Below are 17,440 nucleotides of genomic sequence, written 5' to 3'. Positions count from 1 at the left end.
GGATGCAAGGATCTTTCAGTAATTTTCAGTGTTCTAGCTGCAAGAGCTTGCGGGATGAGTACCAGTCGGTGACCTCGTCGGCGAGTTCGGCCTCGGATCGGCCGGTGACGTCGAGTTCCAGCACCGGCAGCGCGCTGCTCGCCGCCGCTGTCCGCAAGGCGTCCTGCTCGCGGACGAAGACGTCCAGGTCGTCGTACTGGACGGGGTTGGCCGACACCCGCAGCCGTTCCTCTCGCGCCTCGGGGAAGCTCTCCGGCGTGCGGGTGCACAGCACCACGGCGAACCCGAGCGGCCGCAAGCGCCGTTCGATCCACTCGACGTCGAAGGCGCGATCATGTCGTTGCTGGTGCACGGCCGTCGAGAGGTGGAAGCGGTCCACGACCCAGGTGTAGTAGCGGTGTAGTTCGAACAGCCTGACCCACGTCCTGTACGTCTCCAGCACCGTTTCCTCGTGCTCCGGCGGGAACGAGATGAGGCTCGGGCCCCACGCCTCGTTCGTCAGGCCGCTCCACTCCGCCGACACCAGCGGAAGGTGATAACGGTACCGGCGGGCACCCGCGAAGCGGGGATGGTCGCGAAGGGTGAAGGCGAGCTCCGTCTTCTTCGTCAGCCTGGTTCCTTCGAGGATCACCTTGGGGCACAACGGTCGAGAGTTCTCCATCGCGCAATCCAATACCGCAACGGCGCCCACTGTCACCGTGTCCGCACCCTGTGTACGAGTGTTGGCAGCTTGCGTACGAGCGTTGGCAGCTTGTGTGCGGGTGTTGGCAGTCGGTGTGGCAGTGTCCGCGCTTTGTGTACGAGTGTTGGCACCTCAAGTACGAGTGCTGGCGGCTTGCGTACAGGTGTTGGCAGCTTGTGTGCGGGTGTTGGCAGGCTGCGTACGGGTGTCGGCGTTGTGAGGCGGTGTCGGCAGGCTGCGTGCCGAGTGAGGCGTGTCCGCGCTCGCCATGTGCGGATTGACATCCCTGACAATGCGGGCTCGTGCCCCCGGCGTGGTCTCGCGGTGCGGACGCGGTCGCGCCGGTGCAGGCACGCGGTCGCGAAGTGCATGCACGCGGTCGTGCGGTGCGGGCACGCGTGCGTGGGGTGCGGACACGCGGTCGCGAAGTGCGGGCACGCGTGCGTGGGGTGCGGACACGCGGTCGCGAAGTGCGGGCACGCGGTGCTGAATTCGGGGCGGACGAACTTCCTCACGACTATTGTCCGACATAGAGCAATGTGACATTGTATTGCGCACCGACGGGGCCGACCGGCCCTCGGGCCGCGCCGATCGCAGGCCGAACACCGGCCGATCGCACCTGTTCGCGAGGTCGATCGGGCCGATCACCGGCCGTCGTCAGGGCTGATCCGGTGTGCCGGGCTGTCTGTCGCGCACGTCGGTCGTTGTCACATTCGCGTGCAAAGGAGCTCCGATGGACACGCTCGTCGCGATCAGCGACAGCATCTGGAATCCCATGGCCTACGTCGCGCTGGCCGTGGGGTTGTTCTTCACAGTGCTGACCGCAGGGGTGCAGTTCCGCCGCATACCCGACATGCTCAGGGAAATCACCGCGAAACGGACGTCGGAGGAGGGCATCTCCCCGGTGCAGGCCCTGCTGCTGACCCTGTCCAGCCGCGTCGGGGTCGGCAACATCGCCGGTGTCGCCACGGCGATCGCGGCAGGCGGTCCAGGAGCGCTCGTGTGGATGGCGTTGTGTGCGTTGCTCGGTTCCGCCGCCGCCTTCGCCGAGACCGTCCTCGCGCAGGTCTACAAGCGCAAGGTCGCGGGGGAACACCGGGGCGGCATTCCCTTCTACGTCGAACACGGCCTCAAGGTGAAGTGGCTGGCCGTCGTGCTCGCGGTGGTGACGCTCACCGGGTACGGGTTCGTGTTCCCCGGCGTGCAGTCCAACAACATCGCCGCGAGTGTCGAGGGCGCCTTCGGGGTCCAACCCTGGGTCACGGCGGTCGCCGTCACGGCACTTTTCGCGTTCGTCATCGTCGGAGGCACCCGCCGTATCGTCGCCGCCGCGCAGGTGATGGTGCCGGTCATGGCGATCGGCTACCTGCTGACGGCCGCGATCATCCTGGTGGTGAACCTCGACAGCGTCGTGCCTGCGCTCGGCGTCATCGTCAGCAGTGCTGTGGGCACCCATCAGGTGTTTGGCGGCATCGTCGGCGCCGCGGTCGCCTGGGGTGTGCGGCGCGCCGTGTTCTCCAACGTCGCAGGCGTGGGCGAGGGCACCTTCGGGGCCGCGGCCTCAGCGGTGTCGCACCCGGCGAAGCAGGGGCTCGTCCAGGCGTTCTCGATCTTCGTGGACACGTTGCTCGTCTGCACGGCCACCGGTGTGATGATCGTGGTGACCGGTTCCTACAACGTCGTCGGCCCCGATGGTGCCGATCTCGTCACCAACGTGCCGGGTCTGTCGGCAGGGCCCGAGTACACGCAGCGGGCCGTGGACACCATGGCACCCGGGATCGGCCCTGGTTTCGTGGCTGTGGCGCTCTTCCTCTTCGCCTTCACCACGTTGATCGCCTTCTACTACATCGCCTCCACGAACCTCCTGTACCTGCTTTCCGGCAGGGCTGCGGGCTGGGCATCGCACGTGCTGAAGGCCGGGATGCTGGCCATCACGTTCTACGGCGCTGTGGAGTCGGCCGACGTGATCTGGACGATCGGCGACATCGGTTACGGGTCGCTCGGCTGGCTCAACATGATCTGCCTGCTGTTGTTGTCGCCGGTGGTGCGCAAGGTGATCCGGGATTACGACGCGCAGCGGAAGCAGGGGCTCGACCCGCAGTTCGACCCGGTGCGGCTCGGCATCACGGGGGCCGATTTCTGGACGGACACTGTGGACCCGGCGACGCAGCGGTCTCGTCCTGCGCCGGACTCCGAAGAGCTGGCTTAGTGCAATGTCACATGATACTGTCAACGCAGGATCGACCCGGCTCCGGGTCGCGACAGGTGGGAAGGATCGTTCATGTCCGAAGCTCGCAAGCCCTGGCACGGTGTCCTCGTCGCGACGGCGTTGCCCTTCACTGACGACCTCGCCGTGGACTACGACGCCTTCGCCGAGCACGTGCGCTTCCTCGCGGAGAACGGCTGCGACGGCGTCGCGGTGAACGGCTCGCTCGGTGAGTACCAGACGCTGGGTGAGGCCGAGCGCGCGAAGGTCGTCGAGACCGCCGTGCAGGCGGCGCCCGAAGGCTTCACCGTGATGTCCGGGGTCGGCGCGTACGGAGGCCTCCAGGTGGCGCACTGGGCGGAGCAGGCAGCCGAGGCCGGGGCGACGGCACTGATGCTGTTGCCCCCCAACGCGTACCGGGCGAACGACGAGGAGGTCATCGACCACTTCCGGCACGCGAACAAGGCGGGCCTGCCCGTCGTCGGCTACAACAACCCGATCGACACCAAGGTGGACCTCACGCCCGCGCTCATCGCGCGCCTCGCCGAGGAAGACCTGGTCGTCGGCGTCAAGGAGTTCAGCGGTGATGTGCGCCGCTGCTACGAGATCCGTGAACTCGCGCCGCAGGTGGACATCCTCATCGGCACCGACGACACGCTGCTCGAAACGGCCATGGCAGGCGCGGTCGGCTGGGTCGCCGGTTACCCCAACGCCATCCCGAGGTCCACTGTGGAGCTGTACCGGCTCGCGACCTCCGGTGACGTCGCGGACCTGGCGAGGGCGTCCGAGATCTACCGCGACCTGCACTCGTTGCTGCGGTGGGACAGCAAGACGGAATTCGTGCAGTGCATCAAGCTGTCGATGGACGTCGCCGGTCTTCGCGGCGGCGTCTGCCGTCCCCCGCGCGGCCCGCTGGCGCCGGAGATCCGCGAGAGCGTGCTCCGCGACACCGAGGCCGCGCTCGCCAAGGGCTACCGCTAAAGAGAAGGACACCGCGATGAGGAGCAAGCGCATCTTCCACGTCGTCGATTCCCACACCGAGGGAATGCCGACGCGCGTGGTCACCGGGGGTGTTCCCCCCATTCCCGGTGACACGATGGCCGAACGCAGGGTGTGGTTCAGACAGAACAGTGACCACATCCGCACCCTGCTGATGTACGAGCCGCGCGGGCACAGTGCGATGAGCGGGGCGATCCTGCAACCGCCGACTCGGCCCGACGCCGATGTCGGTGTGCTCTTCATCGAGGTATCCGGCCTGCTGCCGATGTGCGGGCACGGCACCATCGGAGTGGCCACGGTGCTCGTGGAGACCGGCATGGTGGAGGTCGTCGAGCCGGTCACCACGGTGCGGCTCGACACCCCCGCCGGGCTCGTGCACGCGGAGGTGGCGGTGCGCGACGGCCGTGCGGAGTCGGTGACCATACGCAACGTCGCGTCGTTCTCCGACCGCCTCGACGCGACAGTGGATGTCCCCGACCTCGGCAAGGTGCGTTACGACCTCGCGTTCGGCGGCAACTTCTACGCCGTCGTCGAGGTCGCCGAGCTGGGCCTTGAGTTCGGCAGGCACAACAAGGACGCCCTGCTGCGGGCCGGCCTGGCGATCATGGACGCGATCAACGCGGCCGACGAGCCGGTGCATCCGGAACGGGACGACATCCGGGGCTGCCACCACGTCTACCTGGCGGCCCCCGGGTCAACGGCGGCACTGTCGCGGCACGCGATGGCCATCGCGCCCGGCTGGTTCGATCGCTCCCCGTGCGGCACGGGCACGAGCGCCAGGATGGCGCAGCTGCACAGGCGAGGGGAGCTGCCGCTCGCGACCGACTTCGTCAACGAGTCGTTCATCGGCACCCGGTTCGTGGGCAGGCTGGTTGAGGAAACGGAGGTCGGGGGACGGCCCGCGGTCGTTCCCACGGTCACAGGACGGGCGTGGCTGACGGGCACCGCCCAGTACTTCCTCGACCCCGACGATCCCTTCCCCGCGGGGTTCCTGCTGTGACAGTCCGCGGATCCGGTTGTCGGCGAGCGCGTCGCACCCACCCGTTCGGGGTGGTAGGCGCGGTCAGGATGATGCTGGTGCCTTTCCGACTCCGAGGAGACACATGAGCATCACACCGAACCTGCCCCCGCTGAACCGCCACGCGAGCCTCAGGGAGACGGTGATCGAGCAGCTTCGCGCGGCCATCATCTCCGGTGAGATGGAGGAGGGCGTTGTCTACTCGGCGCCCGCGCTCGGCAAGGCGTTCGGGGTGTCGCCGACGCCGGTCCGTGAGGCCATGGTGGAACTCGCGCAAGACGGTCTGGTGGAGACCGTCAAGAACAAGGGGTTCCGCGTCCGCAGCGTGAGTGACAAGGAGTTGGACGACCTCGCGGAGGTCCGGTTGTTGCTCGAACCGCCTTCCGTGGTCGCCGTCGTCGGAAGGGTTCCGTCCGAGGGGTTCGCCGAGCTGCGCGAGCTGGCGCAGCGGATCGTCGATGCGGCGGAGGCATCCGACCTCGCGGGATACCTGATGGCCGACCGCGAATTCCACGCGGGACTGCTGGGCTACACGGGCAACGACCAGCTGGTGGCGCTGGCCACGAGCCTGCGCATGCGCACCCGCATGTACGGCTTGCAGTCGCTGATCCGGCAGGGCCTGCTCGCGGAGTCGGCACGCGAGCATCACGAGTTGCTCAACCACATGGAGGCGGGCGACGCCGAGGCGGTACTCGGCCTCATGCGGCGGCACATCGGGCACGCGCGCGGGCTGTGGGCCACCGGATACGACTCGGCCGAGGCCGACGAAAGGTAGGAAGCGAAGTGTGCGGATGAACGCCCTCGGGAGCACGGCCCCGGACGTCGTGGTGATCGGCGCCGGTGTGGTCGGAACGGCGGTGGCCTTCTTCGCGGCCCGGCGGGGGCTGTCGGTGACGATCGTGGACAGGGGCGCTCCCGCCTCGGGCACGTCGTCCTCGGGTGAGGGCAACGTCCTCATCTCGGACAAGGAACTCGGGCCGGAACTGGAGCTGGCCCGGTACTCCCTCGACGTGTGGCGCGACGACCTCGCGGAGTTCGCGCACCTGTGGGAATTCGAGGCCAAGGGCGGCATCATCGTGGCCTCACGCGAGTCGAGTCTCGCCTCGCTGGAGCGCCTCGTCGCCTCCCAGCGGGCGCACGGCATCACCGTGGAGCGGCTCGACGGTGCCGCGCTGCGGGAGGCGGAGCCCGAGGTGACCCCGCACGCTCTCGGCGCCGCGTACTACCCGGACGACTGCCAGGTGCAACCCATGCTCGTGGCCGCTCACCTCGCGCGCATGGCGCGGGAACACGGCGCCGACCTGGTCACCGGGGCGACGGTGACCGGACTGCTTCGGCGGGACGGCGCCGTGCGCGGCGTGCGCACGACGGCAGGCGATCTCCACTGTGGCGCCGTCGTCAACGCGGCGGGCCCGTGGGCTGCCGAGATCGCCGCACTCGCCGGGGTACGTCTCCCCGTCGAGCCGCGACGCGGATTCGTGCTCGTCACCGAGCCGCTGCCGCCCACCGTGCGGCACAAGGTGTACGCCGCCGAGTACGTCGATAACGTCGGCAGCTCCGACGCGGGCCTCCAGGCGTCCGCGGTGGTGGAGGGAACCCCCGGCGGCACGGTGCTCATCGGCTCCACCAGGGAACGGGTCGGTTTCGACCGCACCCCCAGCGCCGAGGCGCTCCAGGTGCTGGCACGCAACGCTGTGGCGTTGTTCCCCTTTCTCGCCGACGTGCGCGCGTTGCGCCACTACCACGGATTCCGGCCGTACTCGCCCGATCACCTTCCGGCCATCGGACCCGACCCGCGCGCGCCGGGACTGTGGCACGCCTGCGGGCATGAGGGCGCGGGCATCGGGTTGTCCGTCGGCACGGGAAAGCTCCTCGCAGCGGCGCTGGCGGGCGAGATGACGGATCTTCGCCTCGACCCCTTCGCGCCGCAGCGGTTCGATGACGACGGAGGACGGTGACGCATGGACGACCGCGACATCGATGACATCGACGTGGTCGAGGTGACCGTGGACGGAAGGCCGATCCGCGCGAAGGCGGGTCAGTCGCTCGGCGCGGCACTGGTGACGAACGGGATCACGGCCTGGCGCGCCACCCGGGTCGGAGGACGGCCACGGGGGCTGTTCTGCGGCATCGGTGTCTGCTTCGACTGTCTGATCACTGTGGACGATGAAAGGGGACAGCGAGCGTGCTGCGTTCAGGTGGCCGACGGCATGCGGGTCGAGACGGGGTTGGAGCCATGAGCGTGAATCCGGCCGGAACCGGGGAGGTCTACGACGTCGCCGTGATCGGTGCTGGGCCCGCCGGGCTCGCCGCGGCCGTCGCGGCGGCCGAGCGCGGACGGATGGTCGCGGTGGTGGACGCGGGTGAGGCACCCGGCGGGCAGTTCTGGCGCCATCCCAGCGAGACGGCGCGGCCCGGCTACGACGGTCGCGGCCAGCACGCGTGGCGGCTGTACACGGACCTGCGGCGCCGTTTCGACGCCGCGATCGCGCGGAAAGCGGTGACCTACCTACCGGGCAGGCAGGTGTGGTCCCTCGCGCGGCAGCGCGGCGGGTTCGAGGTACGGACGACCCCGACCACGGCACCGCACGGCCGCGGCACCGGCGTGCTGCGAAGCGATCAGCTCGTACTGTGTACCGGCGCCTACGACCGGCAGCTCCCTGTGCCCGGCTGGGACCTGCCCGGCGTCATGTCGGCAGGCGGGGTGCAGGCTTTCGTCAAGGCGAACGGCGTCTCGCCGGGCCGACGCGTCGTCGTGGCAGGCACGGGACCGTTCCTGCTTCCGGTGGCCGCCTCGGTGGCCCGCGCGGGAGGCACGGTGGTCGCGGTCTGCGAGGCCGCGTCGCTGACGGGGTGGCTCCCGCAGCTGCGCACCGCACTGCGGTCACCCGCCAAACTCGGCGAGGCTGCCGAGTACGCGGCGACGTTCGCAAGACACCGCATCCGGTGGCGCACCCGCACCGTCGTCACCGAGGTGCTGGGAGGTGAACGCGTGACGGGCGTCCGTCTGTCCAGAGTGGATGGACAAGGGCGGGTGCTGCCCGGCCGCGACACGATCCTCTCCGGCATCGACGTCGTGGGATTCGGCTGGGGGTTCACTCCACAGCTCGAACTCGCGGTGGCGCTGGGCGCGCGCACGCGCGTTGACGTGGACGGCAGTGTCGTCGGCGTCGTGGATCAGCGGCAGGCCACCGACGTGCCGGGCCTGTTCCTCGCCGGAGAGCTGACCGGAGTGGGCGGCGCGCTGCTCGCGGTGGCCGAGGGAACCGTCGCGGGCGCCTCCGCAGGCGGAGCGCCGGACCCGCACCCCGCGCTCGCGCGGAAGATCCGCCGGAACCGCGAATTCGCCGCAGCCATGCACACCGCGCACCCCGTTCCCCCCGGCTGGGAGTCGTGGCTGACGCCGGACACGCTCGTCTGCCGGTGCGAGGAGGTGCCCTACGAGCACGTGCGCGCGGCCAGAACCGAACTCGGCGCCGACGACACCCGCTCGCTGAAGTCGTTCACCCGCACCGGAATGGGCTGGTGCCAGGGCCGCATCTGCGGATTCGCGGCAGGCTGCCTCGCCACATCGGACACCGGGCAGCGCGCGGGCCGGGCCGCCGAGGGCGCTCTGAAACGCCCTCTCGCGGCGCCCGTGCGTCTCGGCGACCTCGCCGAGCTGCCCACCACCGACCGAGAAGGGACCTGACATGACACACCACACCGGCGATCACGTGGCGCGCATCGTCCGCGAGGCGGCCGATGCCGCCGAAGGCTGGGCGCGGACGGCGCCGTCGGAGCGAGCCGCCGCACTCACCTCGGTGGCCGACAGGGTGGAGGAGCACCGCGACGAGCTGGTGAAACTGGCCGACGCGGAGACCAGGCTCGGCAGCGCGCGGCTGAACGGCGAACTGACGCGCACGGTGTTCCAGTTGCGCCTGTTCGCGGAGGTCGCCGAGGCCGGGGAGTTCTACGATGTGCGCATCGACAGGGCGGACCAGGACTGGCCGACGGGCCCGCGTCCGGACCTGCGGCGCTACCGCGTCCCCCTCGGGCCGACCCTGGTGTTCGCGGCGAGCAACTTCCCGTTCGCCTTCAGCGTCGCGGGCGGCGACACCGCGTCGGCTCTCGCCTCGGGCTGCCCGGTCGTCGTCAAGGCCCACCCCGGCCACCCCGAGCTGTCGCGGCGCACGGCCGAGCTGGTCGGCGCCGCACTCGGCAGGCCCGGCGTGTTCGCGCTCATCGAAGGCCATCAGGCCGGGGTGGATGCGCTGCGCAGCGCCGAGATCAAGGCCGCCGCGTTCACCGGTTCGGTCGCGGGCGGTCTCGCGCTGGCGAAGATCGCGGCCGAGCGGCCGGAGCCGATCCCGTTCTTCGGCGAACTCGGCAGCATCAACCCTGTGGTGATCACGCCGGGTGCCGCGCGTGCGCGGGCGGCCGAGATCGTGACGGGCTACGTCGCGTCGCTGACCCAGGGCGCGGGGCAGTTCTGCACCAATCCGGGGCTGCTGTTCGCGCCGGAGGGCAGCGACCTGCTCGACCTCGCCTCGGCGGCCCTGCGGGAGGTCGCCCCGGCCCCGATGCTGAACGACCGCATCAGTACCGGGTTCCTCGACACGGCGCAACGGCTCGGCAATCGTCCCGGTCTGACGAGGCTCGTGTGGCCGGAGGACAACGACTCCCTCGCGCCCCGCCTCGTGACCACCGACCTGGACACCTTCGCGAGCGATCCCGGTGCGGCCGAGGAGTGCTTCGGCCCGTTCGGGCTGGTGGTGACGTACGCGCGGCTCACCGACGTCACGTCCGTCGTGCGCGGCCTCCCGGGACAGCTGACCACCACCGTGCACGCCGAGGACGACGAGGACGACGAGGCAGGCTCGCTCACCGACCTCGTGGCGGCGTGCGCCGACCGCAGCGGCCGGGTGGTGTGGAACGGCTGGCCCACAGGTGTGTCGGTGACTCCGGCCATGCAGCACGGCGGCCCGTTCCCCGCTACGACCGCACCGGCGACCACGTCGGTGGGCACGGCGGCCGTCGAGCGGTTCCTGCGTCCGGTGAGTTACCAGAACTGGCCTCCCGCGCTGCTGCCCGAGCCGCTGCGCGACGACAACCCGTGGAACGTGCCGCAAAAGGTGAGCTGACAGCGCGCTGCTTGTCGCGGAGCGGTCCGCCCAGCCCGGGAAACCCTGCCCGGACACGTCCGAGCAGGGTTTTTCGTGTGTCGTGGATTGGAGTGGGAGGCGGTCGCCGCGCCCTCAGAGACCAACCGTCCGATCAGGACTCGGCTGGCGAGCGGAGCGGGACGGTCAGCTGTGCCGCCGGGGCGGAACGTCGGATCCCGAGGCGCTCTCGGAGAGGGTGGCGTTGGCGGCCCTCTCACGGTGGTCACGTTGCGGGCCTCGGAGAACGCGAGCTCGTGGTGGCTTGATCCATTTCGAAAGCTCTTTCCTACTTTGCACCGTTTGCCGGTTCCGCTGGGGTCCGTGCGCACGTACAACGAGGCGCACGGTGGTGCGGGTCTGCCGGGGGACGCACACCCGCATCGCATCGCGCTGGGGGACACGACAGAACTGGGAGGGCTTGTGAGGTCACCCGCGAAGAAGGCGGTGGGAGCGAGGTCTATACCGATCCGCGTCCTGCTCGTACTGGCGGTCGCCGCCGCCATGCTCGTCGGAACAGGAACAGTCGCCTCCGCGGCGAGTGCGACCGTCGGCAACACCGACGGCGACGGCCTCAACGTCCGCAGCGGACCGACCACGTCCAGCTCCGTGGTGGGTGTGGTGTGGGACGGCACGGTGGTGGACATCTCGTGTCAGTCCGAGGGGCAGGCGGTCACCAACACCTACGGGTTCACCAGTGATCTGTGGGACTACGTGCCGAGCCTCGGCGGCTACGTCGCTGACGCCTACATGGCCACCGGGCACGACTACCGGATCCCGGGAGTGCCTGACTGCGGCGACGACGGCGCCTCCGACGGCCGTCTCGTGCCGATCTCGCAGTTCCAGGGCCAGCCCAACCAGGGCGAGGACTGCGGACCGACCAGTGTGGTCACGGCGCTGCTGGCGCTGGGTGTGACACCGAGGTCGTGGGACCCGGCGTACCCCGTGGCGGCGATCAACCGGGCGAGGGCCGACATGGGCTACGACCCGACCTGGAACAACCCCGGCGAGTTCGGTACCAGTGAGGCCGACGTCCGAAGAGCACTGGCCGCCAACGGGGTTCAGGCCACCGTGGTGTGGAACTTCGACACAGCACTGGCACACGTGCGCAGCGGAAGGCCGGTGATCATGGCGGGCAACATGAAGGACCTGCCGTGGTCGGGCAACAACGTCGCGCACTTCCTGACGGTCGCGGGCTACGAAAACGGCCAGTACCTCGTGCTCGACCCGGCCTCCGACACCGTTGTCTACCGCGCGTCGTCGCCAGTTCTCTGGGCGTACTGGGACAACTACCTCGGCAGGGCCGCGGTGGTGCTGTAAGCCGTAAGGACACCAGGCAGGGCAGCGGCTACGACACCGAGCCGGTGTGTCCATCGGCGTGCTTCTGCCCTCGGCGACACCCCAGAGGCGTGTCCGGCTGCGAGTGGACGCGGTTCCGCGTGATCCGTGACGACGCCGGTTCTCCTTCCGCTGCCGACGGTTGGCCGCGTTCTCGCCAGGCACGCTCCCACTGCCGGGTCATCGCCGGGTAGACGACGAGATACCGGAAGGGTGCGATGGCGGCGAGGTACAGCTTGCCGAGTAGTCCGTTCGGCTTGACGAGAACAGTCATCTGCAACCGGTACTCGCCGTCGGGCTTCCGCGCCCAGCCGAGGTGCATCACGGTGTGGACGGTCTTGTTCGCCAGTTCACTCGCACATTCGGTGTCGAGTTCGTACACGCTCGTGAACGGCATGCCCTCGACGTCCTTGCCGCGCGGCGCGTTGCGGAGGTCGTCGGGAAGGCGGTCGCGCAGGGAGGCAACGCGACGGCCGATGCCTGACGACGGCCGGTCCCAGCCGAGCAGCGCGCCGAGCTTCCAGCGGAGCGCGAACAGTGACCGCACCAGCCACGGCTGCTTCGCGGGTTCGCCCGCGGCCTGGATCGCGGCGAGCATCACAGGGAAGTCGGAAGGCCCCGCGCCCGGAGTGCGAAACGCCCACACGTCTTCGATGTGGAAGTCTCGTGTGATCTCGTGAATGCGCCACGGGTGCTCGGTGAATGTCGTCTTCTGGACTCGTGTCATCGTCCGGCTTCCCTCCCGGTGTTGGACACGCGATCCGCGTGCCCGAACGTGTGAGATCTTGTATACGCTGTGATCGTGCTCACTCTCGCCGGGCGCTCGCCTTACTGCCACGAAGCCAGCGGACACACACCGGCGAGGAAGGCTCGTTGACGATGCGTTCTCCAAACTCGCTGCGAGATCCCCAAGTCGCGTCAGGACACCGGGTTGACCGGTGACCGAGGAACCCGCGAGCACGCGATGGTCACGAGGCAAGACTCAGTTGCCGGATGTTTCCACCGGACAGCCGAGGCGTTGGCAAAGATCACGCACCTCGTCGCTGCGCCTAGCCGGAGGTTGACGAAGTCCCGAGAGCATTTGCCGCGAACCCTTGTGCAGAGCCGGACCTCTGCTGGATGCGGAGTGTCGCAGTTCACGTGTTGATCCCGGCGCGGATACGAATGCCGTCCATGCCGGCACCTGATCATCACGAACCGCGGGCTGAATGTCGCGCGCCGTCGTCAGCCTGGACGCGAGTGACGCACTAGGCGAGCGCCCGCGTCCGCTGCCCGCGTATAACGAGGGTTAAGCATGGGCAAGTTGTCCGTGGAGCTCCTGGCCAGCGTGTGACCAGGAGCTTTGCGCCCCCGGCAGGACTCGAACCTGCGACCTAGAGATTAGAAGGCTCTTGCTCTATCCAGCTGAGCTACGGAGGCTCGTGGCGACCGCTTCGGTCACGGCACGTAACCCCAGCTTAGTCACCACTGCCCGTCTGATCGTTCGGTACTGACGATTCGTTTCACCCCTCACCCGGGACGGTGACCGAATCTTCGCCCAAGGTAGGCGCAATCGTGACCGAGAGCTTCCGGTGCGACGAAGTCGCTGGTAGCGCCGATGGCGTATTGCGCATCCCGTTCTTGTTGTGACCATCGATACTCCGCTTCTCCTATCGATGTGCCATGCGTCTTGCGAGGCAGCGACTTAGTTGTTCACCCATACCCGGCCGGTGAGCACTCGCCGTTGTGGCGAACGCGATCACCGGCCGGGCGGGCGTCCCGGGGCGTCGTGCGGCGGTCGGACATCCCGGGAACCGGGGCCGCGCGGTCGGGGCGGGCGCGGCCCCCGGAGCTCACGTCGCCACGCACGGGTTCCCCTGCCGTGGTGGCGTCGCGGCTCGACTGGGCGGGAGAAGACTCAGTTCCAGATCTGCACAGCCCGCACGACGTACGGACTTCGCGGTACGAACGTGCCAGGGCCCGGATAGGTACTGAAATCCGCTTCCGTGGAACACTCCCCGTCCTGGTACACGGTCACGTGCCTGTCGATGCGGTTGGCGAATGACCGGGCCGCCACGCCGTCGGGCAGTGGCCTGCACTCGTCGGGATTCGTGTTACGCAGGTCGAGCCGCACGATCGGACCGCCGTAGTCGGCTTGCGGCCACAGGCAGAACTCGCCCGTCTCACACGCGTACTCCGCTCGCGTGGGAACGGTGGGTGCTGTGGGCCCCGCGGTATCGGCTGCCGCGATCCCCGGCGTGAACGCGATCGCGAGGCCGGACAGGGCGAGGGCTGCACGGCGCCGCCCGCAACGGAGGGAACGGGCTTCCGGAAGCTGATCAGCAGCGCGGTGAGCATGCGTGTGGCCGACGTCGTGGTGGTCGTGGTGGTCGTGCGAGTGGTGGTGCGTAAGGCTGTTCACGGATGATCTCCCCTTCGTGGAGCCGGGATCCTGGTTCCTGAGCCGGGTGGGTTGGCTGTGGTGTGCTCCACGATGGCGGCTCGTCGAAGGCGTGTCAGCACGGCGATCGCCAGGCTGTGGACAAGTCGAGGGGCATGCCCTGGTGGTGTGGAAGTTGTCCCCAGCTCGCCCGTGGAGCTGACGTGGGGCGAGAAGCGTGGTATCGGGTCAACACTTGCGGCGCGGTCCGGCTCTCCGGAAACGTGGTCGGCGAGGCCGGAATCGTCGGACACGCACGCGGATCGAGGGGGCGACATGGCGCGGCGGTGGGCGGTGTTCCTCGTGTTCGCCCTCAACGGGTTGGTGCTCGGCTCGTGGGCACCCCGGACTCCGGCGTTGAGCGCGCAGGTCGATGCGGGGCCTGGCGCGTTCAGTCTCGCCCTGCTCGCAGGCAGCGTCGGCATGCTGCTGGCCGCCACCGCCGCGGGGCGGTTTGTCGAACGATTCGGCGCGCGCGCCGCCATCGTGGTCTCGGGACTCGGAATGTTCACCGCGCTGCCGGTACTCGGGTCGGCACGGTCGCTGCCGTGGCTTGCCGTCGCGCTGCTGCTGATCGGTGTGACGTCGGGTGTGCTGGACGTCGCCATGAACGTGGCAGGGGTGGTGGTCGAACGGCTGCGAAGCAAGCCCACCATGCCGTTGCTGCACGCGGGGTTCAGCGTCGGAGCACTGGCTGGGTCGGGCGTGGCGGGTCTCGCGGCCTCGCTCGGCTGGTCGCCGTTGCGGCAGTTCGTCGTCGTCGCCGTGCCCGCGGCGGCCGTACTCGTGTCCGTCGTCAGGCTCGTACCCGGCGCGGCGACGCCCTCCCCCGGTGCGGAGCGCTCCGCGTCCACCACACTCTCGACATTGCTGCGCAGGCCGGTGTTGTGGTTGCTCGCCGCGGTCGCGCTGTGTTCCGCGATCGCGGAGGGCGCGAGTTCCGACTGGTCGGCGTTGCTGCTGGTCACCGAGCAGGGCGCGAGTCAGGGGGCCGCCGCGGCGGCCTACGCAGGTTTCTCGCTGGCGATGGCGCTGGCCCGGCTCGCCGGGTCGTGGGCACAGGCGCGCTTCGGTCCCGCCCGTGTCCTGGTGGCCGGGTCGCTCGCCGCAGGGGCTGGACTGCTCGCCACCGCGCTGGCTGGGGTGGCGTGGGTGAGCTACGCCGGGTTCGCTGTCGCGGGAGCGGGCTTGGCAGCCTGCTTCCCCCTCGCGCTGGGTCTCGCAGGCGAGGCGGGAAGGCGGGCCGACGGCACCGGTGGCGAGCGGGAGGTCGCCTTCGTCACGGCCATCGCCTACGCCGGGTTCCTCGCAGGCCCTCCGCTGATCGGGGGAATCGCGGCGTTGACGTCGCTGTCGGTGTCGTTCGTCGCGGTCGGGTTGATCGCCCTGGTCGTGGCGCCCTCGGCGTTCGGCGCCACCCGTGCGCTCGCCGTCGAACGGGCGAGCCGCCACACATCCGGCGCCCTCCGCTGAGGGAGTCTCAGCGAGCCGGGCATACCCTCGTAGGCGTGTCCGCGGAAGCCGAACCCGCCCGATCCGCCGCAGCCGAGGGAAGCGCGGCGGGTGCCGTGAGCGCGCCGAGCGCGCCGGCCTCGCCAGCCTTGTCGGTTTCGCCAGCCTCGTCGGTCTCGCAGCGGCGTCCTCGCCGTCCTGCGGCGCTGGGGCCATTCCTGCTCACCGGTGGCCTGCTCTCCGCCGCCGTCGCGGTGGGCATCGTCGTGCTCACCGGCGGCCTGAGCTATGCCGTCGCAGGACTGACCGATCCCGGTGACGTCACCCGCTACGGCATCATGGTCGTCCGTGTCGGGGCCGACCTCTCCGCCGCCGTGAGCGTCGGTTCGCTGCTGCTGGCCACGTTCCTCGTGCCACCACAGAAGTCGGGGACGCTCGACGTGGACGGCTACGCCGCGGTGAGGGCAGCGGGAACGGCAGCGTGGCTGTGGTTCCTCTTCGCGATCGCGTCGGTGTTCTTCACGGCGGCCGACGGCGCGGGAAAGCCCGTCACCGCCGTGTTCGATCCCGTGGTGCTGCTGAACTACGTCGAGGCGATCGAACAGCCGAAGGGCTGGCTTATCACGGCCGCCGTCGCGCTGCTGCTGGCGCTGGGTTGCAGGCTGGTGCTGTCGTGGGGCTGGACAGCGGTGTTGTTCTTCCTCTCGGTCGGAGGGCTGCTGCCGATCGCCGCCACGGGACACTCCGCGAGCGGCGGCTCGCACGACATGGCCACCAACAGCCTGCTGTTCCACCTCATCGGCGCCGCGCTGTGGGTGGGAGGGCTCATCGCCCTGCTCGCGCACGCGAGGCGAAGGGGAGATCACCTGCCGCTGGCTACGGCCAGGTTCTCCAAGCTGGCGCTGGTGTGCTGGTTCGTGCTCGGTGCTTCCGGCGTGGTGAACGCGCTCGTGCGGGTGGCCCCTGCTCAGTTGTTCACCACCGACTACGGCCTCGTCGTGCTCGCCAAGGTCGTCGCCATCGCGGTGCTCGGTGTGTTCGGCCACCAGCATCGGCAGCGGAGTGTGCGGGAGATCGGTGACGGCGCGGGCGGGGGCGCGTTCGTGCGGCTGGCCGCCGTCGAGGTGCTGGTCATGTTCGTCACGTTCGGCCTCGCCACGGCCCTGGCACGCACGCCGCCGCCACTGGAGATCGCGGCCCAGCCGTCCACGACGGAGTTGCTCATCGGCTACGACCTCGATGGACCACTCACGTTGCTCGGCGTGTTCACCGAATGGCGCTTCAACCTGGTGTACGGCACGGTGGCCATCGCTCTGGCTGCGCTGTACCTCGCCGGTGTGCGCGCGCTGCGGCGCAGGGGTGACGCCTGGCCGGTGGGACGCACGGTGGCGTGGCTGTCCGGAACGGCGGTGCTGCTTTTCGCCACGTCGTCCGGCCTCGGCCGCTACTCACCCGCGATGTTCAGCATCCACATGATCGGGCACATGACGCTGAACATGATGGTGCCGATCCTGCTGGTGCTCGGCGGGCCCGTGACGCTCGCGCTGCGGGCTCTCCCACCGTCGGGCAGGGGACGTCCTCCTGGTCCGAGGGAGTGGTTGCTCGCCCTGGTGCACTCACCGATCGCGAGGGTGCTCACCCACCCTGTCGTCGCCCTCGTGATCTTCGTCGGTTCGTTCTACGTCCTCTACTACTCGGGCCTTTTCGCTGTCGCACTCGACCAGCACTGGGCTCACCTGGCGATGAACGCGCACTTCCTCCTCGCCGGGTACGTGTTTTTCTGGCCGATCATCGGCATCGACCCCGCGCCTCGCCAGCTGCCGCCACTCGGAAAGCTCGGCCTGCTGATGGCGTCCGTGCCGTTCCACGCCTTCTTCGGCGTGGTCCTCATGAACATGCAGACGGTGATCGGCGAGAGTTTCTACCGCTCGCTCGATCTCCCTTGGGTGGACGGCCTGCTGGCCGATCAGCGGGTCGGCGGCGGCATCGCGTGGGCGTCCGGAGAGTTGCCCGTGCTGATCGTCATGATCGCTCTGCTCGTGCAGTGGACGCGGAGTGACGAGCGTGAGGCCAAGCGCAGTGATCGCCGGGAGGAGGCCACCGGTGATGCGGAGCTGACCGCCTACAACGCCATGCTGAAGCAGCTCGCCGAACGGGGCGCGCAACGCGACTGAACGGCACGCCC

At 69.3% G+C, this 17,440-nt stretch carries 14 protein-coding genes and 1 tRNA gene; 11 read left to right on the top strand and 4 right to left on the bottom strand.

Annotation, left to right across the window (positions count from 1 at the left end; genetic code table 11):
* Positions 1-25 precede the first annotated feature (25 nt).
* Positions 26-661 carry a hypothetical protein gene (locus SACXIDRAFT_RS03835; protein WP_006237165.1) on the bottom strand — a complete coding sequence of 212 codons (636 nt, stop codon included), beginning with the start codon at positions 659-661 and terminating at the stop codon, positions 26-28.
* 754 nt (positions 662-1,415) lie between these two features.
* Between SACXIDRAFT_RS03835 and SACXIDRAFT_RS03830 the strand changes: the two genes are divergently transcribed.
* The 9 genes from SACXIDRAFT_RS03830 (at position 1,416) to SACXIDRAFT_RS03790 (ending at position 11,366) form a co-directional block, all read left to right on the top strand.
* Positions 1,416-2,891 carry an alanine/glycine:cation symporter family protein gene (locus tag SACXIDRAFT_RS03830; RefSeq protein WP_006237164.1) on the top strand — a complete coding sequence of 492 codons (1,476 nt, stop codon included), beginning with the start codon at positions 1,416-1,418 and terminating at the stop codon, positions 2,889-2,891.
* A gap of 72 nt (positions 2,892-2,963) precedes the next feature.
* Positions 2,964-3,869 carry a dihydrodipicolinate synthase family protein gene (locus SACXIDRAFT_RS03825; protein ID WP_006237163.1) on the top strand — a complete coding sequence of 302 codons (906 nt, stop codon included), beginning with the start codon at positions 2,964-2,966 and terminating at the stop codon, positions 3,867-3,869.
* Positions 3,870-3,885: 16 nt separating this feature from the next.
* Positions 3,886-4,887: a proline racemase family protein gene (locus SACXIDRAFT_RS03820; protein WP_006237162.1), complete on the top strand. Its 1,002-nt coding sequence runs from the start codon at positions 3,886-3,888 to the stop codon at positions 4,885-4,887.
* 103 nt (positions 4,888-4,990) lie between these two features.
* Positions 4,991-5,680 (top strand): GntR family transcriptional regulator, encoded by a 690-nt coding sequence (locus tag SACXIDRAFT_RS03815; protein WP_006237161.1) that lies wholly within the window; start codon positions 4,991-4,993, stop codon positions 5,678-5,680.
* A gap of 16 nt (positions 5,681-5,696) precedes the next feature.
* The gene (locus SACXIDRAFT_RS03810; protein ID WP_040922032.1) at positions 5,697-6,863 is read left to right on the top strand and encodes an NAD(P)/FAD-dependent oxidoreductase; all 1,167 of its coding nucleotides are present in this window, start codon (positions 5,697-5,699) and stop codon (positions 6,861-6,863) included.
* 3 nt (positions 6,864-6,866) lie between these two features.
* A complete protein-coding gene (locus SACXIDRAFT_RS03805) occupies positions 6,867-7,145 on the top strand; it encodes a (2Fe-2S)-binding protein (protein ID WP_006237159.1) in 279 nt (92 codons plus the stop codon).
* The gene (locus SACXIDRAFT_RS03800) at positions 7,142-8,596 is read left to right on the top strand and encodes an FAD-dependent oxidoreductase (RefSeq protein WP_006237158.1); all 1,455 of its coding nucleotides are present in this window, start codon (positions 7,142-7,144) and stop codon (positions 8,594-8,596) included. The genes SACXIDRAFT_RS03805 and SACXIDRAFT_RS03800 overlap by 4 nt, the downstream gene beginning before the upstream one ends.
* A 1-nt stretch (position 8,597) precedes the next feature.
* A complete protein-coding gene (locus SACXIDRAFT_RS03795) occupies positions 8,598-10,028 on the top strand; it encodes an aldehyde dehydrogenase (NADP(+)) (RefSeq protein WP_006237157.1) in 1,431 nt (476 codons plus the stop codon).
* Positions 10,029-10,370: 342 nt separating this feature from the next.
* Complete coding sequence (locus SACXIDRAFT_RS03790) at positions 10,371-11,366, top strand: C39 family peptidase (RefSeq protein WP_232285246.1); 996 nt, start codon at positions 10,371-10,373, stop codon at positions 11,364-11,366.
* Positions 11,367-11,394: 28 nt separating this feature from the next.
* Here SACXIDRAFT_RS03790 and SACXIDRAFT_RS03785 read toward each other — a convergent pair whose 3' ends face one another.
* The 3 genes from SACXIDRAFT_RS03785 to SACXIDRAFT_RS03775 form a co-directional block, all read right to left on the bottom strand.
* A complete protein-coding gene (locus SACXIDRAFT_RS03785; RefSeq protein ID WP_006237155.1) occupies positions 11,395-12,111 on the bottom strand; it encodes a DUF2867 domain-containing protein in 717 nt (238 codons plus the stop codon).
* Between the two features lie 618 nt (positions 12,112-12,729).
* Positions 12,730-12,803: transfer RNA gene (locus SACXIDRAFT_RS03780), tRNA-Arg, on the bottom strand.
* A gap of 478 nt (positions 12,804-13,281) precedes the next feature.
* A complete protein-coding gene (locus tag SACXIDRAFT_RS03775; protein WP_006237154.1) occupies positions 13,282-13,785 on the bottom strand; it encodes a peptidase inhibitor family I36 protein in 504 nt (167 codons plus the stop codon).
* A 294-nt stretch (positions 13,786-14,079) separates the two neighbouring features.
* Between SACXIDRAFT_RS03775 and SACXIDRAFT_RS03770 the strand changes: the two genes are divergently transcribed.
* Both SACXIDRAFT_RS03770 and SACXIDRAFT_RS03765 read left to right on the top strand, forming a co-directional pair.
* Positions 14,080-15,276 carry an MFS transporter gene (locus tag SACXIDRAFT_RS03770; RefSeq protein WP_006237153.1) on the top strand — a complete coding sequence of 399 codons (1,197 nt, stop codon included), beginning with the start codon at positions 14,080-14,082 and terminating at the stop codon, positions 15,274-15,276.
* A gap of 185 nt (positions 15,277-15,461) precedes the next feature.
* Positions 15,462-17,429 (top strand): bifunctional copper resistance protein CopD/cytochrome c oxidase assembly protein, encoded by a 1,968-nt coding sequence (locus SACXIDRAFT_RS03765; protein ID WP_040922445.1) that lies wholly within the window; start codon positions 15,462-15,464, stop codon positions 17,427-17,429.
* Positions 17,430-17,440 lie beyond the last annotated feature (11 nt).

Origin of the sequence: Saccharomonospora xinjiangensis XJ-54, assembly GCF_000258175.1 — a bacterium.
Classification (GTDB): Bacteria; Actinomycetota; Actinomycetes; order Mycobacteriales; family Pseudonocardiaceae; genus Saccharomonospora; species Saccharomonospora xinjiangensis.
This window is presented reverse-complemented; position numbering and strand designations above follow the sequence as displayed.